At 50.7% G+C, this 21,432-nt stretch carries 21 protein-coding genes; 11 read left to right on the top strand and 10 right to left on the bottom strand.

Annotated features, from left to right (window positions below; translation table 11 throughout):
• The first annotated feature begins 70 nt into the window (after positions 1–70).
• Positions 71–466, top strand: coding sequence for a hypothetical protein (locus ACYQ15_RS15050; RefSeq protein ID WP_459938322.1), 396 nt, complete (start codon positions 71–73; stop codon positions 464–466).
• A 415-nt stretch (positions 467–881) separates the two neighbouring features.
• Here the strand turns inward: ACYQ15_RS15050 and ACYQ15_RS15045 are convergent, their stop codons facing one another.
• From ACYQ15_RS15045 to ACYQ15_RS15015, 7 genes are all read right to left on the bottom strand, one after another.
• Positions 882–1,673, bottom strand: a complete 792-nt coding sequence (locus tag ACYQ15_RS15045) for a ParA family protein (protein ID WP_459938321.1) — start codon at positions 1,671–1,673, stop codon at positions 882–884.
• 1,022 nt (positions 1,674–2,695) lie between these two features.
• Entirely contained in the window at positions 2,696–2,965 is a 270-nt protein-coding gene (locus ACYQ15_RS15040) for a GAK system XXXCH domain-containing protein (RefSeq protein ID WP_459938320.1), read from the bottom strand.
• A gap of 59 nt (positions 2,966–3,024) precedes the next feature.
• Positions 3,025–3,759 carry a slipin family protein gene (locus ACYQ15_RS15035; protein ID WP_459938319.1) on the bottom strand — a complete coding sequence of 245 codons (735 nt, stop codon included), beginning with the start codon at positions 3,757–3,759 and terminating at the stop codon, positions 3,025–3,027.
• Between the two features lie 2 nt (positions 3,760–3,761).
• Complete coding sequence (locus ACYQ15_RS15030) at positions 3,762–5,087, bottom strand: NfeD family protein (RefSeq protein ID WP_459938318.1); 1,326 nt, start codon at positions 5,085–5,087, stop codon at positions 3,762–3,764.
• A 402-nt stretch (positions 5,088–5,489) separates the two neighbouring features.
• Positions 5,490–6,062 carry a hypothetical protein gene (locus tag ACYQ15_RS15025; RefSeq protein ID WP_459938317.1) on the bottom strand — a complete coding sequence of 191 codons (573 nt, stop codon included), beginning with the start codon at positions 6,060–6,062 and terminating at the stop codon, positions 5,490–5,492.
• A gap of 316 nt (positions 6,063–6,378) precedes the next feature.
• On the bottom strand, positions 6,379–7,605 hold the full coding sequence (gene coaBC / locus ACYQ15_RS15020; protein WP_459938316.1) for a bifunctional phosphopantothenoylcysteine decarboxylase/phosphopantothenate--cysteine ligase CoaBC: 1,227 nt from the start codon (positions 7,603–7,605) through the stop codon (positions 6,379–6,381).
• A complete protein-coding gene (locus tag ACYQ15_RS15015; protein WP_459938315.1) occupies positions 7,602–8,078 on the bottom strand; it encodes a hypothetical protein in 477 nt (158 codons plus the stop codon). The genes coaBC and ACYQ15_RS15015 overlap by 4 nt, the downstream gene beginning before the upstream one ends.
• A gap of 208 nt (positions 8,079–8,286) precedes the next feature.
• On the opposite strand from ACYQ15_RS15015, the gene queA reads away from it, so the two are divergent.
• The 6 genes from queA to aroE all read left to right on the top strand — a co-directional run bounded on the left by queA (position 8,287) and on the right by aroE (position 13,017).
• A complete protein-coding gene (gene queA, locus ACYQ15_RS15010) occupies positions 8,287–9,399 on the top strand; it encodes a tRNA preQ1(34) S-adenosylmethionine ribosyltransferase-isomerase QueA (protein ID WP_459939599.1) in 1,113 nt (370 codons plus the stop codon).
• Between the two features lie 96 nt (positions 9,400–9,495).
• Positions 9,496–9,753: a 4Fe-4S dicluster domain-containing protein gene (locus ACYQ15_RS15005; RefSeq protein ID WP_459938314.1), complete on the top strand. Its 258-nt coding sequence runs from the start codon at positions 9,496–9,498 to the stop codon at positions 9,751–9,753.
• Positions 9,737–10,801, top strand: a complete 1,065-nt coding sequence (locus tag ACYQ15_RS15000; protein WP_459938313.1) for a 3-methyl-2-oxobutanoate dehydrogenase subunit VorB — start codon at positions 9,737–9,739, stop codon at positions 10,799–10,801. Before ACYQ15_RS15005 ends, ACYQ15_RS15000 begins: the two co-directional genes overlap by 17 nt.
• A 2-nt stretch (positions 10,802–10,803) precedes the next feature.
• Complete coding sequence (locus ACYQ15_RS14995; RefSeq protein ID WP_459938312.1) at positions 10,804–11,565, top strand: thiamine pyrophosphate-dependent enzyme; 762 nt, start codon at positions 10,804–10,806, stop codon at positions 11,563–11,565.
• Positions 11,565–12,113 (top strand): 2-oxoacid:ferredoxin oxidoreductase subunit gamma family protein, encoded by a 549-nt coding sequence (locus ACYQ15_RS14990; RefSeq protein WP_459938311.1) that lies wholly within the window; start codon positions 11,565–11,567, stop codon positions 12,111–12,113. The genes ACYQ15_RS14995 and ACYQ15_RS14990 overlap by 1 nt, the downstream gene beginning before the upstream one ends.
• A 67-nt stretch (positions 12,114–12,180) precedes the next feature.
• Positions 12,181–13,017: a shikimate dehydrogenase gene (gene aroE / locus ACYQ15_RS14985; protein WP_459938310.1), complete on the top strand. Its 837-nt coding sequence runs from the start codon at positions 12,181–12,183 to the stop codon at positions 13,015–13,017.
• 259 nt (positions 13,018–13,276) lie between these two features.
• Here the strand turns inward: aroE and ACYQ15_RS14980 are convergent, their stop codons facing one another.
• The gene (locus ACYQ15_RS14980) at positions 13,277–14,914 is read right to left on the bottom strand and encodes a LysM peptidoglycan-binding domain-containing protein (RefSeq protein ID WP_459938309.1); all 1,638 of its coding nucleotides are present in this window, start codon (positions 14,912–14,914) and stop codon (positions 13,277–13,279) included.
• 157 nt (positions 14,915–15,071) lie between these two features.
• Here ACYQ15_RS14980 and rlmB point away from each other — a divergent pair, with 157 nt between their 5' ends.
• Entirely contained in the window at positions 15,072–15,836 is a 765-nt protein-coding gene (rlmB, locus tag ACYQ15_RS14975) for a 23S rRNA (guanosine(2251)-2'-O)-methyltransferase RlmB (protein WP_459938308.1), read from the top strand.
• 12 nt (positions 15,837–15,848) lie between these two features.
• On the opposite strand, the gene ACYQ15_RS14970 is transcribed toward rlmB, so the two are convergent.
• Entirely contained in the window at positions 15,849–16,943 is a 1,095-nt protein-coding gene (locus tag ACYQ15_RS14970) for a microcin C ABC transporter permease YejB (RefSeq protein WP_459938307.1), read from the bottom strand.
• 194 nt (positions 16,944–17,137) lie between these two features.
• Positions 17,138–18,949 (bottom strand): extracellular solute-binding protein, encoded by a 1,812-nt coding sequence (locus tag ACYQ15_RS14965; protein WP_459938306.1) that lies wholly within the window; start codon positions 18,947–18,949, stop codon positions 17,138–17,140.
• Between the two features lie 229 nt (positions 18,950–19,178).
• Here ACYQ15_RS14965 and ACYQ15_RS14960 point away from each other — a divergent pair, with 229 nt between their 5' ends.
• The 3 genes from ACYQ15_RS14960 to ACYQ15_RS14950 all read left to right on the top strand — a co-directional run bounded on the left by ACYQ15_RS14960 (position 19,179) and on the right by ACYQ15_RS14950 (position 21,373).
• Positions 19,179–19,949 carry a M48 family metallopeptidase gene (locus tag ACYQ15_RS14960; protein ID WP_459938305.1) on the top strand — a complete coding sequence of 257 codons (771 nt, stop codon included), beginning with the start codon at positions 19,179–19,181 and terminating at the stop codon, positions 19,947–19,949.
• Between the two features lie 286 nt (positions 19,950–20,235).
• Positions 20,236–20,517, top strand: coding sequence for an exodeoxyribonuclease VII small subunit (xseB, locus tag ACYQ15_RS14955; RefSeq protein ID WP_459938304.1), 282 nt, complete (start codon positions 20,236–20,238; stop codon positions 20,515–20,517).
• A complete protein-coding gene (locus ACYQ15_RS14950) occupies positions 20,498–21,373 on the top strand; it encodes a polyprenyl synthetase family protein (RefSeq protein ID WP_459938303.1) in 876 nt (291 codons plus the stop codon). The genes xseB and ACYQ15_RS14950 overlap by 20 nt, the downstream gene beginning before the upstream one ends.
• Positions 21,374–21,432 lie beyond the last annotated feature (59 nt).

The following is a 21,432-nucleotide window of genomic DNA, read 5'->3' as shown; positions in this document are numbered from 1 at the left end:
TTGACTTGACATTATACACAAAAAGATAATTTCTTTTCAAAGCAAACGCATAATATTCAAAGGAGTCCCCATGTCTGAAAACTCAATCATTCATGCATTTGATGCATCTGGAAAACGTTTAGGGGTTTTTATTCCTTCATCGCTTTGGGATCAACTTGACAATCAAGTCAAGAATGCTCTCACCAATCCAGTGATAAAACCCAAACAGATCAAAGAACCCATCGCTGACTGGGATACACTCGTGGCATGCTGGGATTTCCCCTACCCTGTGGACAAAGATGTCATTTGCCAGCATTGCGGAATGACAACTGAAGATTGGCAACACGACACGCCGCGCAAGTTCCACCTCAAGGCCGCAAATCTTGGCGGTCTCGTATCATTTGAATGCTGCGCATGTCATACCCGAATCCGAAAAAACCACTTCAAGGATGCCATTGAAGTAACTTGCACTCCACCTATCAAGTAAAATCCTTGGACTTTCTCCTTGCTGCAAAAGGCATAAGCCCGGGAGGCTTTAATACCCAGGTATGACTCAACTTTGAAAGGACGTGGTATGATACGTCATTCCTGTGAAAGCCGGAAACCAGTTCCGGCGAGTGACCACAGAGTATATGCTGAATAGTCACCCACACCTAATCATCCACCCGTGTTTGATTCCTGCTTTTGCCGCAAAGGCTTGTCGCGTCGTGTGTGCCACAGCAATACCGGCAAAAGCAGGTATCCAGTTCTTTTCTTGAGTTCTACTGGATGGATCTATTCAGCAGAACTTGGGTAGCTATCATTCCGATTCGCACAACCGTCACTGCGGGAATGACTTTTTTCGGATCTCAGTCATCCCAAAGATGGAGACACGGCTTTCGTTTCCGGTTGGTTGATATGCTTCAGGTAGGCGGATCAGGCATCCGGGCTTGTCCCAGACGGCTGATACACTCTTCGGCAAGCTTCAGATAGGCTTGGGAGCCTTTGGATTTGATATCGTAGTTAATGACCGGCAAACCATGACTTGGCGCCTCTGATAACCTGACATTTCTTGGAATTGTTGTTTCGAAAACCTTCCCGGAAAAGTGACCTTTAACCTCACTTTCAACATCCTTGGTCAAATTGCTCCTCGCATCGTGCATTGTCAAAACAATCCCCAGCATCGACAAATTCGGATTCAATCGCTGCCGGATCAACTTGAAAGTACGCATCAACTGAGCCATGCCTTCCAAGGCGAAGAACTCGCACTGCATGGGGACGACGAGATATTGCGCGGCGCACAAGGCATTCACGGTCAACAAACCTAAGGAAGGAGGACAATCAATTATGACATATTCAAAATCATCTCCAACCTGATTGATTCCATCCCTTAAAAAAAATTCCCTACCTACCCTACCCACAAGCTCGAGCTCAACTCCCACCAAATCAGAAGTTGCCGGAAGAATTGAAAGGTAAGGAAACGAAGTTGCATGAACGGCATCCTGAAAACAAGCCGGCTCAAAATATGCTGAAAACAAGTTCTGCTTTCGTGAAGTCTTGTCCCACCCAACGCCACTTGTTGCATTCCCTTGCGGATCGCAATCCACTAAAAGAATTTTCTTTTCCATCACGGCAAGGCAGGCCGCCAAATTGACCGCAGTGGTGGTCTTGCCCACCCCGCCTTTTTGATTGGCAACAACAACAACTTTGGCCACCTATCCCTCACTTTCCATTAATGGATTAATAACCTACTGCCACTATGTGAAACAACCAACTGCTGCTGAACATGGGGGTTCGCGAAACTGCCCCAGAACATTACCCAAAAATAGACGTAACTACTCAGCACATCTTGCAACAAGACCTGGATTGTTCCGGCTTGTCGTGATTTTTTGGCATCGCCTGTCTGACAGAGCCAGGATTCGTTCATCGAACCATTGCCGGACGCATGAAGCACATAATGATGTTTATTCACGCAATGGTTCGATGTTACGAAGCCGGCGAAGGAGTTGCGAAGCCGAAAATCGCGACAAGCCGGAACGAAGCTGAGTAGTTACAAATAGACGCGCATCCGCACCAAGAGAGCCTCTTACTCGCCCAAGGCCTTATTCCCCTTCTGTAACCACTGCATTAGAAAGAATTCTCCTGCCTTGCCTGGAACTGCTGACCAGAGGCGGGGATTTGCCGAACCACTTTCCGTCTCACGTTCAAAAACACAAAATGCCATACACTCTCTTTTCACGCAATGGCTCAGAGTATAAGCGACTAGGGAGCATTGACGTGGTGAGTAAGATGCTCTCATACACTGTCTCAGGAAGATCAACTATATCTTAGTGGCGACCATCAACTTACCCGAGAATATTCCTCACTGGATAACTGCCTTCACCGGCATGTTGACATAAACGATGATACGCCACGTCATTCCAGAGAAAGCCGAAACCCAATGCTGGAGGGCGGCCTCTATCGTGAGTGCTGGATGGTTACATTTCGATGGCTTGTTATGCGGGGATATTGGTCAAAATAGAAAGAATGGTCCGGCTTGCCGTAATTCATGGCCTCGCATGACGACTGAGTCAGATTGCTCACCTGCTCATCGAACCCTTGTCAGACGGCACATATGCTGATGAGAGCCGCAATGGTTCAAAAACTTCAAGCGGTGATGAATTCGAGGCCAAAAATTGCAGCGCAAGCCGGACCTTGGCTGGCGGTTAGGTAGAAAGTCAATGTTTCACGTGAAACATTAACTTTCTACCCTGAATGACTTGTGGCAAAAGGTTTGTGCATCATGAAGGGCATCAATCAACAAGACTGTCTCCTGAAAATTTTGTTTCTTGACAACCATGAGTAACTGCCGGGTTAAATGCAAAAAATCTTCTGCCTCGGAGTGCCATGAATCATCAGCATGCATGGCCATCTTTTCAGATAGGTGCAGAAAAGAATTGACGTCATTTACTGTTGGCAGTTCGCCCGATTCAGCGGTTTGCTGAAGGGAAGCAAACAACTCACGCATTTGGTTTTTATGAGCTGCAAAATTCATCGGGATTAAGGTGTGGTTAGAGGATTGGCAGTTTAAGATTTATTCACAAACTTGAGAAAATCGAGTGGTATAGGAAGAACCGTGGATTGACTGGAAGAGGCCATTTCACGCATGGTCTGAAGGTATCGGAGTGAAAGGGCATCTGGATTTCTTGAAATAATCTCAGCAGCTTGTGTTAACTTCTCAGCCGCCTGGTATTCACCTTCGGCATTAATGATTTTTGCTCGACGTTCACGTTCAGCCTCAGCCTGCTTTGCCATGGCACGTTGCATTTCCGTTGGAAGATCGACATGTTTCAGTTCAACACCGGAAACCTTGATTCCCCATGCGTCGGTTTGCGTATCAAGAATGGTTTGGATTTGCATGTTGACTTCTTCACGTTGTGACAGAATTTGATCAAGCTCAACAGATCCACACACGCTCCGTAATGTGGTCTGCGACAATTGAGATGTAGCAAAAAGGTAGTCTTCAATTTGCAGCACAGACTTGGAGGGATCAACCACACGAAAATAAATGACTGCGTTAACTTTTATGCTGACATTGTCCCGGGTAATGACATCTTGATGCGGAACATCCATGGCAACGGTACGCAAACTTGTCTTGACCATCTTATCTAGTACTGGAATTAAAATGATCAATCCAGGACCCTTTGTCGCTACATAGCGACCTAGTCGAAAAATAACGCCACGTTCATACTCATTCAAGATTCGAATTGCCGAAAAAAGAAAAAAAGCGACAATGAGTATTAATGGTAAAAAAGAAGCCATGGTCATCCTCCGTTATCGTTAGGTTGTTGATTAAGGGCTATTTTCAATACAAGGCCGTCGGCTTCAGTCACTGTTACCATGTCATCAGATTCAAGATTCAGAGGCCTGTCGCTTTCCGCGCTCCAGGATTCACCATGTAAATGAACCATGCCTCGCTGCCCTGACCAGCGTAAAACTTTCGCGTTACTGCCAACAAGCTGATGCGGTCCTGAAAAAGGTTTCCGTTGATGCGCTCTAGCCACAAGGTAAACACACAAAACCATAAAAGCGGAAATGCCTGCTGTGGTGACCAATATGGTAGTCATGTGCACGCCACCAAGTCCGTACTCGAAGCGAAAAAGTATTACAGACCCGAAAAATATGGCAATGGTTGCGGCAATACTCAATAAACCAAAACTTGTAACCATCAATTCCAACCCAAAGAGCATAAGCCCGAAAAGGATTAAAAGAAGGCCGGCCACGTTTGTCGGCAGGATGGATAAAGCATAAAGTCCTAGCAGTAGACAAAGGCCTCCAAGGACACCTGGAAAGATTGCCCCGGGATTGGTCAACTCGAAAAAGATGCCGGCGAGTCCACCCATAAGCAAGAAATAGGCAATTTGCGGGTCAAGCATCCAAGATAAAATGGAATACCAAAGCCCAGGTTCAATGTCGATAAATTGAACGTCATCGAAATGGAAATAAACTCTTTCATTTTGCCATTCAAAACCGCGGATTCCGATTTGCTCTACAAAATCAGGAATGCTGATGGCGACATACTCGACGACGCGCTCCATAGCAGCTTCCGTACCGGTTAAATTGGCACTTTCGGTGACAGCGCTGATGTACCACTCTACGTTTCGACCGCGGCTTTGCGCTGATGCTCGAACCAGACTGAGAAAATCATTAAGGATCTTGTCAGCCATGGCTTCGGGGATATCCTCGCCGCCAACACCTACGGGACGTGCGGAACCAATATTGGAATTTGGACTCATGCCGGCTACTGCCGAAGCTGCTACGAGAAAAACCCCTGCTGAAGCGGCTCGAGATCCATCAGGACCTACCCATATTGCGACAGGCAGAGGAGCGTTCAGGATTTGACTGACCATATTTCTAGTGGTTTCGCCGAGACCGCCCGGAGTGTCGAGTTGGACTACAAGCATCATGGATTGCTCCCTGAAGGCTTGCGTAATTGCTTCTTGCAAAAGATCTTCCTGGGCTGGATTAATGGAACCGCGAATTTCCAAGGTATGAACAGACAGCTTTTGACCTGAGTGGGCAATTGCTGGAAAGAAGGAAGTCCAGCAGAAAAGAAGTAAGGAAATAAACAAAATTGGAAGATGTGGCATATTCAACTCTTGTGTTTATGGATATCTATTCAAAAGATAATCACAAAGAACAGATAAACGATTATGGTAATTTAATTATAGAGCAGGATAAGGGCAAAATTCAAACTTGTGGCAAGCATGTCCAGATGACTCCTGCCTTCACAGGAATGGATGGTTTCATATACTTTCGAAACAGTCATATCAGGCCGGAGGATCTTAGCGCTTTTGGCTCTGGTAAACTTTGGTCATGATAATACGGCAACTTCTCTGAACATCAAATCTTTGGTCAGTCAACAGCGATGGATTCAAAGGTTTGCATGAAAGACTTGGCGCAGTTAACCATGTTCACTTCTCTGATTCCGGTAAATGCCGCGGTGTTCGCTAAATCCTCTACTCAATTATGCTGAATGAATATTCAAATTACTAAATTTCCAAAGGGCGTAACAAATCCCAGGCTTTTCTTTTTGCGGCTTTATTATCTGGCAACATTTCATCAGCTCCCGGGAGGAAAACGATAGGTACGGGTGGGTTGGAGAAAAGTGCGCTTGATTGCTCCTGAAGCAGTCTCTGGGCAGCATAGCCGAAACAAAATATAAATCTTGGATGTATCTGGCTAATAAATTTGAAAAAGTAACTCACACCTTGCGTTGTCGGCTTGGTGTTGAGAGGGTGTAGCTCAATGGGCCAGAAAGCTACTTGGTGCTTTTGCAAGCCTTTCGCCTTCATGATTGAGAACCAAAGATTCAAACGTTGCATATTTGGGTTGACTCGAAAATCCTCGTCAAGCTCAATGTATGTCCATACGACTTTAACGGGTTCAGAAATCTTTTTCAGGTAAAAATTGTAGGGTTCAGGAAAACCTCCCTCAGAATTACCCTGTTCTTGATTCTGAATGGGTATGTTTTTGGAATCAATTTCAGTGGAAGATCCTTCCTGAGCAGGCTGGTAAATATACACCAGTCCCATTTCACGAAAAATCCTGACATATTCTTCCAAGTAAGTGTTCGACATTGTTCAATCGTGAAAAAAATTATTTTGGTGAGTATGCGTTCAGGTCGTATGGTTATAAGAATTGTAACTACTTGGCATTTTCAAGATGGGACTGGAGTGTTCGGGATTGCCTCACCATTAGACATTGCCTGTTGACTGGGCTTGGATTCGTTCATCAAGCCATTGCTGAACTACCGAGCGCAAGATGAGGCTTATACGAGCATTGATTCATTGTTACGAAGCCGTCGAAGGAGTTGGGATGCCAAAAAAATCGATAATATCCGGAACATAGATTAATAATCTAAAAAGATGTGATATCATGCTAATTAGAAGAATCAATAATCCACTCCACAATCCGCATTCCGACTTCTGGTTTTGGAAGAACAGGCCAACTCTCTTGCCTGCCATGAGCATCAGCTATAAAAACCGAATTCCGGCTGGAACCGAATCCGCAATCAGGAATGGTAATGGGATTGGCAACAATCATGTCCAAATTTTTAGCACGTAATTTTCGAAGTGCTTCAGTCTGAATATTACAGGATTCAGCGGCGAACCCGATAATAAACTGGGAAGATCTCCTTCCCTTGCTGATATCGAGAAGAATATCAGGGTTTTGGTGCAATTCAAGTACCAGGGTTGACCCAAGATCAGCCTTTTTTGCCTTTTCCTGCGGCCTGTTCGCGAAACGATAATCAGAGACCGCGGCGGTACAACAAATAATATCCATGTTCGCAGCAATGTCGAGACACGCTTCGTGCATTTGCAATGCACTGGTAACTGTGTTGATGTCGAGAAAGCGTGGGAGCCACAAGGACGGAACAGGCCCAGCGACCACGGTGATCTCCGCTCCTTGCAACCATGCAGCCAGGGCAATGGAAGCACCCATTGTTCCGGATGAAGCATTGGTCAAAACCCGAACAGGATCCCAAAATTCTTGAGTTGGCCCGAGATTGACAAGGAAGCGCTTTCCGGCGAGTTTTTGCGGTAACAGTGCTTTTAAAGTCTCCAGAAAAATTTCCTCGGTTTCCGCGAGTCTGCCCTCTCCCACTTCTCCACACGCCATTTGCCCCGTTTCAGGGGGAACGAAGACAATGTTCCGGTTTTTCAACACGGTGACGTTTGCCTGCACGGCTGGATTGGACCAGATTCGAGGGTTCATCGCCGGAGCATGAATAGTGGTCCCTGCAAACGAGAATAACTGTGAACTGAGGAGATCATCACCAATACCATGGGCGTGCTTGGCAAGCATGTTTGCTGTTGATGGGGCGACGAGCAAGACGTCGGCATTTTGCGCAGGTTCGAGATGCGCATATTCAGCTTGATTCGTCGCGAAAAGTCCTGCATAGACCGGTCCGGAAGTCAGGGCTTGAAACTGAAGCGGGCGAATGAATTCCTGCGCCGCCTCGGTCAACGTCACACCGACAGTTATGTCCGCACGTTGCAATCGGCGCATGATATCCACGGACTTAAACGCAGAAATGCTGCCGCAGACGCCAAGATGGACTCTTGTTCCCGCGAAGCCGGTAAAATCAGTATGGCTGAGATTCATTGGGTCAATATCCGCTCATGTCGGACCGGGCCAGCCGCGACATTGCCCTTGGGTGCGATCCAGATCTCCATGGTTGTTGTAAATCGCCCATCCTGTATGTTGATAATGCAGTCTCGGTCAGGCTTCGTAAAAACCATGATCGTCCTTTGGTAGCGAAAGGAACTGCTCATTTGCCAGCCATCTTTGAGCATGTTGTTGGTGAAAAAGGTGGTTAGCGAAACAGGGTCGACCCTGCCCCTGAAGACGAGAACTCCGGCTTTGACACCGGGTGTCTCAACGACAAAGGATGATCTAGGCTGAAGCTCCATGTCCCTGGGTACAAGAATATCGTCAAAATCATAGTAATAGTTAGCTAATCCTTTGGATGTTACTTGGGGATCGGAGACATCATTTTCTGACGCCAAAAACTTACCAGAGCAGGAAAAAAGAAAAAAAGTGAGCATTACTGGAACAAGACGAGGAAACATTTTCATGGCTTTCTCCATAAAGATTGCATGTCATTAATCTGTTGAATGGACATAAAATGATAACTTTTCGACAAATTCAAAACACCAGGCGTGAAAACGAGTTGCTCTCATATTTCATTCCGACGAAAGCCGGAATCCAGCGGGAGTTATGGCCATACGGATAACGTGCTGAGTAATTACGTTAGATGAACTAATAATGAGATTCAACAAAAATTTGAAGGACATGGAAACAGTGTGTGACTCAAGTAAAGACTTCCACTTGGATGATTACGATTATCACCTACCTGAGGAATTGATCGCTCAAACTCCTCCTCCGAGGAGAGGCGATTCCAGATTGCTGGTTGTCTCGCGACATGATTCTTCCGTTCAATTCAGCACGTTTAATGACCTCATAACCCATTTTCCGAAAAAAAGCCTTGTTGTCGTAAACAATTCCACGGTTGTTCCGGCCAGACTCAGGACCAAGACCGTAACGGACAGCGAACTGGAAATGCTTTTGCTGACCCCCTTGGATCTTTTGCAGCAAAACTTGGCGGTAACAGGGTCATCATCCCATGTTGACGCAACGGCCCTCCTTCGGCCGAGTAGGAAAATCAAGGTAGGACAAAAAATAAATTTTGGTCAGCTTTCAGTTGAAGTAAAAGAAAAACAAAGATTTGGGCATTGCCGAATCGTACTCCATTGGACTGGAGATAATCTGGAAAGCCTCCTGAATCAAGCCGGCGAAATGCCCCTGCCTCCATACATTCGTCGCAAACCAAATTCGGGCGACTCGGATCGTTATCAGACGATCTATGCCGACGCGTCAGAAAAAGGTTCCATAGCCGCACCGACCGCTGGTTTGCATTTCACCCGTGAGATGCGGGAGAACTTGCTCGATGCGGGTCATTCATGGGCCGAGGTTACTTTGTATGTAGGGTACGGCACCTTCAGCCCCATTCGTGAAGCGGATATCCGCAATCATCAGATGCATTCCGAATACGTGAAAATTGACGAGTCTTGCGCGGAGATGATTCTCAAGGCCAAAAAGGATAAAAATCCCGTCATAGCCGTGGGTACGACATCGATGAGAACACTCGAAGGGGTCGCAGCAATGAAAGGAAAGATTGAACCCTTTAAGGGATGGCTGAATACGTATATCTTTCCTGGATTCGAGTTCAAAATAGTTGAGGGTTTGATCACTAATTTCCATTTGCCGAGATCCAGCCTTCTCGTTCTTGTCAGCGCGTTTGCCGGTCGAGAGCGAATGCTCGCCGCCTACCGAAAGGCAGTGGAAGCACGCTACAATTTTTTTTCATATGGCGACGCGATGTTTATCAAGCCGTAATTCGATAGAATTTGCTGAATAGTCTTCATCATCTTTTCAAAAAAAGTCGGATCGAGTAAGAATCATGAATCAGACCATATCAGAGGAGTGTGAGTAATGAAACCAGTTACATTTCGGGAAGATCGGTGCAAAGGATGTTCCTTGTGCATCACGGTTTGTCCCAAGGAGATCATCACCGTGTCGCCGCGTTTCAACAAATCAGGTTACAAGGTTGTTGAAGTTACTGACGACAGCATGGAAAGCTGCACAAGTTGTGCCGCCTGTGCTTTGATCTGTCCGGATTATGCCATATCCGTCTGGAGAAATCCTGCCAAGGATAAAAAAGGAGTACAAGCAGATGTCCTCGAAGGTTGAACGAATCCTGGTCAAGGGCAATGAAGCCATTTGTCGAGGCGCCGTGGATGCCGGCTGCCAGTGTTTTTTTGGTTATCCTATTACACCCCAGAACGACATTCCGGAATACATGTCCAAGGTCATGCCGCAGTTGGGGCGGGCTTTTGTGCAGGCTGAAAGTGAAGTTGCCGCCGCAAACATGCTGCTCGGCGCAGCGGCCTGTGGTGTCCGCGCAATGACGTCATCTTCAAGCCCGGGAATTTCCTTGAAACAGGAAGCCATTTCCTACATGGGCGGAACCGAACTGCCGGCCGTTATCGTGAATATCAGCCGCGGCGGTCCCGGACTTGGCGATATCGGCCCCTCCCAGGGCGATTATTATCAGGCCGTCAAAGGCGGTGGGCACGGTGATTATCGGCAGCTTGTCCTGGCTCCGGGAACGGTTCAGGAAGCCTATGACCTTGTACTCAAAGCGTTTGATTTGGCTTTCGCCTATCGCAATCCGGTCATGGTTTTGGGCGACGCCATCATCGGACAAATGATGGAACCTGTCACTATAGCACCCAAAAAAGCTGCCGAGGAATCAACAGACCTCGGCTGGAACCTGACCGGCAAGGGACAGCGTGATCCGAGGCTTTTGAAATCCCTGCACCTGGTCGACGGTGCCCTGGCGGGGCATAACTCGCGTTTACGTGAAAAGTATTTGAACATGGAGCGTGAAGTCCTGTTCGATAATTTTCTTGTCGACGATGCGGAACTCGTTGTCGTGGCCTTCGGATCCATCGGACGGATCGTGAAAAGCACTGTCCGCAAGCTCAGGGCCAACAGTCATAACGTGGGCCTGCACAGGCCGATCACCTTGTTTCCGTTCCCAAATCTGGAACTTGAACGTCTGGCGAAATCCGGTAAACGCTTTTTGACCATCGAACATAACCTGGGACAAATGGTTGATGATGTTCGGTTGGCCATCCGAAGACATGCGGATTCGGACTTCCATGGTCATTTGCCTGGAAATCTGCCGACGCCGGATGATTTTGAACAGCCTATTCTTCGGGCATTGGGAGTCTGATCATGAAAAATGGAAAAGCAGCTTTCACCTTGCCAAGCGTCCTTGCGGACATCCCCACCCACTATTGCCCTGGATGTCAACATGGCGTGGCCCAACGACTGGTAGCGGAATGTCTGGAAGAGCTGGGACTTGTGGAAAAGGCAATCTGTGTCGGATCCATAGGATGCTCTGTTTTTATCTATAACTATATCAAGGTAGACGCTGTTGAGGCGCCGCACGGCAGAGCACCGGCCGTGGCTACCGGCGTCAAACGGGCAAGACCCGAGGCAGCCGTGTTTACGTATCAGGGGGATGGCGACCTGGCATCCATCGGTTTGGCGGAAACAATGCACTGCGCCAATCGCGGAGAACGCGTGAGCATCATTTTCGTAAACAACACAGTGTACGGGATGACAGGCGGACAAATGGCTCCGACAACCATGGTCGGACAGAAAACCACGACCTGCCCTGGAGGCCGATGCGCCGACAACGAAGGCGAAGCCATAAAAATGACGGAAATCATTGCTTCTCTCGGCGGGACAGCTTATGCCGCCCGTGTAGCAGTGGACACGGTGAAACGGTTAAGAGACGCCAAGAGGGCCGTACGAAAGGCATTTGAGGCGCCCTTGAACAATCTCGGTCTTGGTTTCGTGGAAATCCTGGCCACCTGTCCGACAAATTGGAAAATGACCCCGGTCCAGGCGAACAAAAGAATATCCGAAGAACTGATTCCCTATTTTCCATTGGGTACGTTCAAGGATCTTTCGGATAAGGAGGTTGCGTAATGAACTCCTATCAGGATGTAATCGTGGCCGGTTTCGGCGGACAGGGAGTCATGCTGATCGGAACGTTGCTGGCCTATGCCGCCATGGAAGATGGTCAGAATGTAACGTATCTTCCGGTCTACGGCCCCGAAATGCGGGGAGGAACGGCAAACTGCACCGTGGTGGTGTCAAAGGAAGATATCGGTTCACCGATCATTCACAATGCCCGCTCGCTTATCGCCATGAACCGTCCCTCGCTGGTAAAGTTCCAGCCCAGGGTCCAGGATGGTGGCATTGTGGTCATTAATTCATCCCTGGTCGACATGGAGCTTGCTGATGCCGAGCGCGTGCGTACGGTCGGCGTGCCGGCAAATGAAATTGCCGACAGCCTCGGCAATACCCGCATGGCGAATATGGTCGCCATTGGTGCGTATGTGCAGTTGACCGGAGTAGTCCCATTGAGCGTTGTCAAGGAAAGCCTAAAAAAGGTGATCTCGCCGAATTACGCCAAGATGATCCCGGCCAATGAACAGGCAATCCAAGCCGGGGCGGATGCGGTCAGCAAATAAGCACCAATCCGGAATCTTTCATATCAATGGCCCTGGGGCTTATGCATCAGCCCCAGGGCAAACAACCATGACATTCACTGATCAAGAAGTCTTCGTACCCAATGCTCTTTACGGGATCATTGGCCATCCCCTTGGACACACCCTGAGCCCGCTGCTGCACAATTGGGGCTTTCAAAGATACGGGCTCAAGGCCGCCTACTTTCGCTGGCCCCTGCTGCCCAAGGATCTGCCTGAATTCATTGTCGCGATGCGGACCCTTCCCATTTCAGGCATCAGCGTGACCATCCCCCACAAACAGACTGTCATGCCCTACCTGGATGAATGCTCTCAGGATGCCAGGCAGGTCGGCGCGGTAAACACATTGTATTGGAAAGACGGGAAATTATGGGGCGAGAACACGGACGTGCTGGGATTCCTGAAGCCTCTTGAAAACCATTTGGCATTGATGAAATCGGCCCTGATTCTCGGAGTAGGAGGAGCGGCGAGAGCGGCAATTCGTGGATTGAAACAGGCAGGACTGGAACAGGTTGCAATAACTGGTCGAAAACCCGAGGTCGTCGCGCAGTTGGCTCAGGAATTTGGCGTGAAGTGTCTGGAATGGAGTGAGCGTGGTGACTGGCGGGGAGATCTTTTGGTCAATGCCACGCCATTGGGAATGATGGGGCACTTGGTTGAGCAATCGCCATGGCCCGACGAAATAACGGGTATCCCGTTTGTTTACGATCTCGTCTACAACCCTCGCAAGACCGTATTTCTGCTTCAAGGCGAATCCTCAGGCGCACATGCCTTTGAGGGCTTGGAAATGTTTTGCGCCCAAGCCCTCGCCCAGTTCCAACTCTGGACCGGGATCACTCCAAATTCTAAAGAATTTCGCGATTTTGTAGGATTCGCCTTGCCTGCCTAGCAGTCCGTTTCACGAGTTTGGCTGAAATGCTTAACGAGGTTTCCGTTGGCCGGCAATCGCAGTGGTCGGCAGAGCATCGTACGCAAAGAGGATCTTCACGTTGGCCAGTTCCTCATGTGAGCCAACTGATGATGTAACACTTCAACACACCTGAGCAAATACGTACCGGATTACTGCCTTCAGGTATCCTAGACAATCACGGCATTATACAGCGAAGGTCGGGTATCAAGATCAGACTTTCTCGAGAAACCTAAAGCAGTTACGGGACATAAATCTTCAAGTTGTCGCCTGGACGAATTAGGCCGTTGCGAGGCAACTTGTTCCAGGCTACCAGATTGTTGGTAGTAACGCCGAAGCGCTGGGCTATACGCCACAAGTTGTCACCGTTACGGACTCTGTATTGGACGACTTTGGGCGCAACGGAAGCACGACCAGTGGCGCCGGAGCGATCAACCTGGGGTATATACATGCGTTGTCCAACCATGAGAGTCTGTTTTTCAGAGATCCCATTGGCTTGGGCCAAAGTCTGGACAGTTACTCCGAACTTTCGCGATAATTGCCAGAGTGTATCGCCGGATTGAATGACATAATTGGCTCGCTGGCTGGCCCTCTCTCGCGTTGAAGCCGTATTGCCGGCACCCTGCGCCGTCGCGACGGCTGCTGGAGAGCCGGGAACCATGAGCGACTCGCCAATGCGCAACGTATTGGAGGTTTTGTTGTTGATGCGTTTCAAGACATCAATGGGCGTATTGAATCGCGATGAAAGCACCCACCATGAGTCGCCACGCCTGACCTGATAACGTTGGAAGCCGGTTAACGTAGTGGATGTCGGCTTTTTCAAATAGGCAGCCACAAGCTGCTGCTTTTCCTCGGGAACATAAATTTTCAGCTTGCGCTCAGGAGGGCTGACCTGACGGCGAAACGTGGGATTGAATCGGCGGAAGGTCTCCCAATCCATGCCGCATGAGTTGGACAACGCGACCAAATCCGTTCCGCCCTTGATCTCCATCTCCACCAGGGCCGGCCCATTGGACCAATTGATGGGTTCAAATCCTAGCTCTTCAAGATTCTGGATTATTTTGAGGATAGCCATGAATTTGGGAACATAGTGACGCGTTTCGTTGGCGAGAAGATTATTGATGGCGGCAAGATCAAAATAGTTGTCTGTTCCGCTGCGCTGCATGGCTCGGGATATGCGCCCTTCTCCGGCATTATAGGCAGCCAGGGCCAAATGCCAGCAGTTGAACATTTCATAGAGCCGAGAGAGATATGCGGCCGCAGCATGGGTGGAGAGTCGCGGATCGCGGCGCTGGTCTATCCACCAGTCAAACGTCATTCCATACATTTGTCCGGTTGCGGGCATGAATTGCCACATTCCGCCGGCGCCGGCTCTGGAATAGGCCATGGGGTTGTATCCGCTTTCCAGGAAGGGCAAGTAGATCAAGTCATGAGGCAGTCCATAACTGGCAAAAATTTCACTGACCTCGGGCAGAAACTGCTCGGAACGTTTCAACCACATTTCAAATCGGTCACGACCCTCGTGGGTGAAATAGCGAAAAAACCGCTCGACATCCTTTGTTTCCTTGATATCGAGCACAAATTCAAACTGCGTGGGTGTGTCTAATGCCCGCTGTTCCGCTTCCGTCAGAGGTGTCTCCAAATCAACCATGGGTTGTCCAAAGGCATCAAGCGGCGGATCAGGCAGATACGTCAGATCTTCTTCATCAAACAATATCAATGAACTGGATTGATCATCCGGAACTTGTTTGACATCCTTGCCTTGTTGCGCATGCGAGGGTAGCGGAAGTGGAGATATGGGCGCCTGCTTTTGATTATTGGCGCAGGCCGAGAGAAGTAGAGTCATTATCAGGACAAGAAGGGTGGAACGTAGGGGCATGCGTAGTCTCCATCAGGTTGACATTGACGACTTCTCGACGCTCCCATCATGTGAATAATGGGGGTAATGGCAGGCTGTCGACGTATTTTCTATGGCGAATGATTAGCGGAAAAAAAAATGAAGTGCAAGATAAAAAATATCAGGATGTTGGGAAAACATGCTCGACAAGACTAACCATGACCAGGATTTTTGGACCATTGGCAGGAAACCGGTACAGGAAATTCTGCTTGCCAAGCCGGAACAGGTCGATCTCGTATACGTTCAGGAAAACATTCGTTCCAGGGCTTTGGAGCGGATCATGGAAATCTGCAAAAGCCGGAAGGTGCGATATCGCATGGTTTCTGAGGGAGAACTGCAGAAAATACACCCGGGCAATCATCAGGGTGTCATTGCTCGAATTTTCCAGCCCGGCTTCACGGATATGGGAGCCTTGATTGAACAGGTTGGGAGAGCGCCACTGCCTCTGATTCTTGCCCTGGATCAGGTCCAGGACCCGGGAAATCTTGGTACTCTGGCCCGAACCTTGGTCGCACTGGGTGGAGCGGGGATGATTCTTCCCAAAAACAGGTCTGCTTTTCCCGGAACAATTGCAGCAAAGGCAGGCGCCGGGGCACTGCATAAACTGCCCATCACGCATGTGACCAACTTGGCCCGCAGTCTTGATTATTGTCAGGAACAGGGATTCACGATTTACGGGTGTTCCGTTGATACGGAAGGAGAAAACATCTTCAGGATGACTCCAGTCTACCCGGCCATCCTTGTCCTGGGCAACGAGGACAAAGGAATCCGGCCAAACGTTCTGAAACGCTGCGACCACAAAATTTACATCCCCATGCCCGGTATCATGCAATCCCTGAACGTGGCCCAGGCCGGGGCCATTGCTTTGGGCATGTTCGCCAGAAGCAGGAGCGAAAAAACCTGAATCCGACCTGGATCAACCTCTGGATTCGAAATCGATCCGTGGATCGATCAGGGTGTACATCAAATCCCCGACCAGATTGAGAACCAGTCCGAGCAGGGTGAAGATGTACAGCGTGCCGAACATCACCGGATAGTCCCTGTTGATGGCGGCCTCAAAGCCCAGGAGTCCGAGTCCGTCCAGGGAAAAGATGACCTCGATGAGCAACGCGCTGGTAAAGAGGATGCCGATGAAGGCGCTGGGAAAGCCGGCGACCACGATGAGCATGGCGTTGCGGAACACATGACCGTAGAGCACCTGGGATTCGTTGAGCCCCTTGGAGCGGGCGGTGATCACGTACTGCTTGTTGATCTCTTCCAGGAAGGAGTTCTTGGTGAGCATGGTCAGGCCGGCGAAACCGCCGATGACCATGGCCGTAACCGGCAAGGTCAGGTGCCAGAAATAATCCAGGATGCGCATGGGCCAGCTCAGTTCATGCCAATGCTCCGATGTCAGGCCGCGCAGCGGGAAGAGATCCAGGAAGCTCCCGCCGGCAAAAAGGACGATCAGCAAGACCGCGAACAAAAAACCCGGAATGGCGTATCCGATGATCACCATGGCGCTTGTGGCCACGTCAAAGGTGGAACCGTCGCGAACCGCCTTGCGAATCCCCAGCGGGATGGAAATGACGTAGACGAGCAGCGTGGTCCACAGCCCCAGAGATATGGAAACCGGCAGCTTCTGAAGAATCAAGGAAATGACGCTTTGATCCCGGTAGAAGCTTTCACCGAAATCAAAGCGTGCATAGTTGCCGATCATCTGCACGAATCGAGTCAGGGGCGGCTGATCAAAACCGTAAATCCGTTCCAGTTCGGCAATCAGTTCCGGATCAATGCCCTGGGCGCCCCGGTATCTGGATTCAACCGGACCGGTCATGTGCAGGGCCTGATGCTCCCCCCGCTCCGACCCGGCAAACCGCGCCGTTGCCGTGACGTCATGTCCGCGCAGTTCCGCGATGACGCGTTCAACCGGGCCGCCTGGGGCGCCCTGGATAATGATGAAGTTCAGGACCATGATCCCCAGAAGCGTGGGGAACATGAGCAGAATGCGGCGCAGGATGTAGGCGGACATAACGTTTACGCTGTATTGAAGATTCGAGTAACGACTCAGCTTGAGAGAGAGGGGTAAGGGCAGCGCTAAAAACTTGTGAAAACGTAACTACTCAGCTTTAAAGCAGGAGAAAGTTACTTATAAAACCTGTGGCAAGCATGATCTGGATTCCCGCCTTCGCGGGAATGACTTTGTTTTTCATGCCGCCTTCCGAATCAATCACCCCGCTTTACCCACCACGCATCAAGAGCCAGCCCATACTTTGGAGTGATTTCCGGCCGGGCGAACTTGTCCCAATAGGCCACGCGGAACACCCTGGAGTGCCAGTGCGGAACCACGTAGTGGTTCCAGAGAAGAATTCTGTCCAATGCCCTGGTCCGGGCAATCAGGCTGTCCCGGTCAGGGGCAGCGATGATCAGATCCACCAGCTTGTCCACCACCTGGTCCCGGACCCCCGCGATATTGCGTGAACCAGGGGTCGCGGCGGATTCGGAGGTCCAGAAGTCGCGCTGCTCATTGCCTGGAGAAAGCGATTGCGGAAACAGTCCCACGGTCATGTCGAAGTCGAAGTCGTTCATCCGATTCTGGTATTGGGTCGCGTCCACGGTGCGCACCCGGGCGACGATGCCCAGACGTTCCAGATTGCGCACATAGGGAAGGCAGACCCGTTCAAAGGTGGGGCTGTTGAGCAGAATTTCGAACTCCATTAATTCCCCGGTCACTGTGTGCCGCAGTTGGCGATCCCGCTCCGAGACGGACCATCCGGCTTCCTGCAGCAGGGCCAGGGCGCGCCGGATGTTGGGCCGAATGTTGCCGGTGCCGTCCGTTTCCGGCGGCTGGTATTCCATGGTGAACACCCGTTCCGGAAGCTGATCGCGATGGGGCTCCAACAATTCCAGCTCATACTCTGAAGGCAGACCGGTGGAGGCCAGCTCTGAATTGGAAAAATAGCTTCTCGTCCGGGCATATGCTCCGTGGAAGAGATTCTGATTGGACCACTCGAAATCGAAAACTTCCGTCAGGGCTTCACGAACCAGAGGGTCCCGGAAAGCCGGACGCCGGGTATTGAAGACGAAACCCTGCATTCCCGTCGGCAGTTCATGGGGTATCTCCTCCATGATGATCCGCCCCTGGCGCAGCGCCGGCCCATCATAGCCCGTAGCCCAGAGTCGAGCCACGTTTTCCTGCCGGAAGTCGTATTGTCCGGCCTTGAAAGCCTCCAGGGCCACGTTGACGTCACGGTAGTATTCGTAACGGAAGCGATCGAAGTTGTGCCGCCCCTTGTTCACCGGCAGGTCCGCGGCCCAGTAATCCGCAACGCGCTCATAGGTGATAGATCGCCCGGCATCCACTCGCGCAATGCGATACGGTCCGCTGCCCAGGGGGATGTCCAGCGTGGTGCGGTCAAACTCCCGATCCTGCCAATACGCCTTGGACAATACAGGCATCTGCCCGACAATCAGCGGGAGTTCGCGGTTCATCGTCCCGCCGAAGTTGAAGCGAACCTGCCTCGGACCGATTTCCTCCGCGGAGACGACATTGGCGTAATAGGCGCGATAAAATGGATGTCCCTGGGTCTGCAGGGTTTGCAGGGTGAAGATCACGTCGTCCACGGTGATGGGCGACCCGTCGTGAAACCGGGCTTCCGGACGCAGAGAGAAGGCGACCCAGGAGTGATCTTCAGGAACCTGAATGCTTTCGGCAATCAGCCCGTATTCCGAGAATGGTTCATCCTGGGACTGGACGGTCAGCGTATCAAAGGTCATGCCCAGCCCAATTGGCGGTGTTCCGCGCAGAATGAACGGATTCAAGCTGTCAAAGGTGCCGATTCCAGCCAACCGCATCTCGCCGCCTTTCGGGGCCTCGGGGTTCACGTACTCGAAGTGGGTGAAGTCCGGTCCGTATTTCAAGTCTTCATGCAACGCGAAGCCATGTCTCCAGGGAGCGTCTTCCGACCAGGACAGGGACGGAAAAAAAAGCAAGGCGAGAACAAAAACATGTATGAAATAATAATTTTTTGATGGCATGATACCTCTCGGAAAAAAGCGATGTGGATGAGCCCTATTCGCTGTCGGGGCAAAAACAAAACGAAGATACTTCCATTGGTTTCACGAAGAATAAGGAAGCATTCAACGGGAAGCAAGCTTTCAATCATTGACGTTCCATGACGATAACCTGAACGGTTCAAGGCAGCGGACTATTCCTGGTACTCATATGACAATGACATCGAAGAGCAAGTCGAGTAAGGATAAGGACATGCACAGCATTCAGCTGGATGACGGGCGATCATGCACGTACCGGATCAGGGAATCGATCCGGGCAACGCGGATTCGGCTTCGTCTTTCTTCCAGGGAAGGAATGGTGGTGATTGTTCCCAAGAGCGTGTTCACCCCGAAGGTCGATCTGGAAATGCTGATTCGGAGCAAGTCATCCTGGATCATCCGCCATCTGGACAGATTCAGGAGCAGGAAGACCGAATCGGACTCTCCTGAGTCGCTGAAGCTCCCGGACTCACTCGATCTCCAGGCCATTCGGGAACAGTGGTTCATCACCTACGCCGCGTCGCACGGTTCAAGGCATAATGGTCAGGTGCGGATACGTGAAGCAGGTCCGAATACGCTGCACCTGACCAGTGCCGTGGCCCAACCGGCGACATGCGCCGCGGCATTGCAGCAGTGGGTCCGGCAACGGGCTGCCGGATTCCTGCCTGCCTGGCTGAAGCAGATATCGGATGAGCTGGATCTGCCATTTTCCAAGGTGACGATCAGGAATCAACACACCCGCTGGGGAAGCTGCACCCGAGGAAAAAACATCAGCCTGAACTGCAAGCTGCTTTTTCTTCCTCGGCAGTGGGCGAGATATGTGCTCGTCCATGAACTCTGCCACACCAGAGTCATGAACCATGGCCCTGACTTCTGGAGCCTCATGCACAAATATGAACCCCAGTCGAAACAGATTCGCCAGGCCATGCGCCTTGCATGGCAGGAACTCCCGGCTTGGATGGTCAGGAAGGATCGCATAAATTGAACCTGGATACATTCTCGGCATTTGTACCGATCATTACATTGTTCTTTTTGTTCCGAATAAAGCCCGCGAACTTGTATCCATTTATCATTTTTCTTCTTGAGTGTTCCAACTCCCGCTGTTAATGGTGTCAACAGTCAATCACTTCATTATGAGAAACTTGCAGTGGGTTGATGCCAGAATGAATCAAGACTACCGGATGTTTCGTCCGATATGCGGTTCAAAGACCTTCAGTCCGGGTTACGGCATGGTCCGCTTCGGTTGCAGAGATACGTTGAGGTAAAAAACAATGAGCGGCAAGAAGAAAGAGCCGGGCTTCGACGTCCGGCTGTCGGAGTTGCAGCGGATAGTCGCGCGACTCGAGGCAGAGGATCTGCCCCTGGAGGAAGGAGTGGCCCTTTTCAAGGACGGCGTTGTCTTGGCGAAAAGCTGTCGTCGGCAATTGGAAACGGCCCGCAACGAAGTGATGGTTTTATCCCAGGGCCTGCTCGAACCCTTTGAACAGGCGGATGGGACCGTTGATCAGGAGAGCGCTTTTTCGGAGACCAAAGATGAAGGCATACCTTTCTGAACTTGGCAGCGAGGTGGATCGCTTCCTGGCCGATTGTCTTAAACGCGCGGGCGTTCCGGCCATTCTGCTCCATGCCATGGAATACAGCCTGCTGGCCGGCGGAAAGCGTCTGCGGCCCGCGCTGTGCATAGTCTGGGCCGAGATGACCGGTGAAAACAGAAAAAATGTCCTGCCTGCCGCCGCGGCCCTGGAATGCATCCATACATATTCCCTGGTGCATGACGATCTTCCGGCCATGGATGACGATGACCTGCGCCGCGGCAAGCCGTCAAACCACAAGCAGTTCGGGGAGGCCATGGCCATCCTGGCCGGGGACGCCCTGCTGACGGAAGCTTTCGGCTTGTTGTTTTCATGCAATGTCTCCGCGGATCGGATTCTGGGTGCTGGGCGGGAACTCGTCCTGGCTGCCGGCGCGAGCGGCATGGTCGGCGGACAGGTTCTGGACATGGAATGGACCGGCCGTGATGCGGTTCAAGTACAGGATCTGTCCCGGATGCAGGAGTTGAAAACCGGAGCCATGATCAGGGCGTCCTGTGTTTGCGGGGCTTTGCTTGGCGGGGCAGGGGCGAACGATGTGGAGCGAGCCGAAGCCTATGGAATTCACGTGGGCAAGGCCTTTCAAATCACTGACGATATCCTTGATGTTACCGGAGATGAACGCGTGCTGGGCAAACCCGTGGGCAGCGATGAAGGCATGGGCAAAGTGACCTACCCCGCCCTGCTTGGTCTCGACGCCAGCCGCCGCCTGGCTCGGGACCATACCGATCAGGCCTTGGCGTCCTTGCAGTCGTATGACAACCACCATGCGCTTTTTTTACGTGAACTTGCCGAATACATCCTGATCCGAGCTGCATGAGCAATGACTCTTTGTCAGACAATTACCACTAAAACCAACAGAATCCACAGCAAAAAATC

It is taken from the genome of Desulfonatronum parangueonense, assembly GCF_054656975.1.
Note: the sequence above shows the minus strand (reverse complement) of the source record. Positions and strands in the feature narration are given on the sequence as shown.

Bases quoted from the DNA above. Each gene is read 5' to 3' on its own strand.
- ACYQ15_RS15050 (WP_459938322.1), top strand. From the start codon at position 71: ATGTCTGAAAACTCAATCATTCATGCATTTGATGCATCTGGAAAACGT.
- ACYQ15_RS15040 (WP_459938320.1), bottom strand. From the start codon at position 2,965: ATGCGTGAGTTGTTTGCTTCCCTTCAGCAAACCGCTGAATCGGGCGAA.
- ACYQ15_RS15035 (WP_459938319.1), bottom strand. From the start codon at position 3,759: ATGGCTTCTTTTTTACCATTAATACTCATTGTCGCTTTTTTTCTTTTT.
- ACYQ15_RS15030 (WP_459938318.1), bottom strand. From the start codon at position 5,087: ATGCCACATCTTCCAATTTTGTTTATTTCCTTACTTCTTTTCTGCTGG.
- coaBC (WP_459938316.1), bottom strand. From the start codon at position 7,605: ATGAATCTCAGCCATACTGATTTTACCGGCTTCGCGGGAACAAGAGTC.
- ACYQ15_RS15015 (WP_459938315.1), bottom strand. From the start codon at position 8,078: ATGAAAATGTTTCCTCGTCTTGTTCCAGTAATGCTCACTTTTTTTCTT.
- ACYQ15_RS15005 (WP_459938314.1), top strand. From the start codon at position 9,496: ATGAAACCAGTTACATTTCGGGAAGATCGGTGCAAAGGATGTTCCTTG.
- ACYQ15_RS15000 (WP_459938313.1), top strand. From the start codon at position 9,737: ATGTCCTCGAAGGTTGAACGAATCCTGGTCAAGGGCAATGAAGCCATT.
- ACYQ15_RS14995 (WP_459938312.1), top strand. From the start codon at position 10,804: ATGAAAAATGGAAAAGCAGCTTTCACCTTGCCAAGCGTCCTTGCGGAC.
- ACYQ15_RS14990 (WP_459938311.1), top strand. From the start codon at position 11,565: ATGAACTCCTATCAGGATGTAATCGTGGCCGGTTTCGGCGGACAGGGA.
- aroE (WP_459938310.1), top strand. From the start codon at position 12,181: ATGACATTCACTGATCAAGAAGTCTTCGTACCCAATGCTCTTTACGGG.
- ACYQ15_RS14980 (WP_459938309.1), bottom strand. From the start codon at position 14,914: ATGCCCCTACGTTCCACCCTTCTTGTCCTGATAATGACTCTACTTCTC.
- rlmB (WP_459938308.1), top strand. From the start codon at position 15,072: ATGCTCGACAAGACTAACCATGACCAGGATTTTTGGACCATTGGCAGG.
- ACYQ15_RS14970 (WP_459938307.1), bottom strand. From the start codon at position 16,943: ATGTCCGCCTACATCCTGCGCCGCATTCTGCTCATGTTCCCCACGCTT.
- ACYQ15_RS14965 (WP_459938306.1), bottom strand. From the start codon at position 18,949: ATGCCATCAAAAAATTATTATTTCATACATGTTTTTGTTCTCGCCTTG.
- ACYQ15_RS14960 (WP_459938305.1), top strand. From the start codon at position 19,179: ATGCACAGCATTCAGCTGGATGACGGGCGATCATGCACGTACCGGATC.
- xseB (WP_459938304.1), top strand. From the start codon at position 20,236: ATGAGCGGCAAGAAGAAAGAGCCGGGCTTCGACGTCCGGCTGTCGGAG.
- ACYQ15_RS14950 (WP_459938303.1), top strand. From the start codon at position 20,498: ATGAAGGCATACCTTTCTGAACTTGGCAGCGAGGTGGATCGCTTCCTG.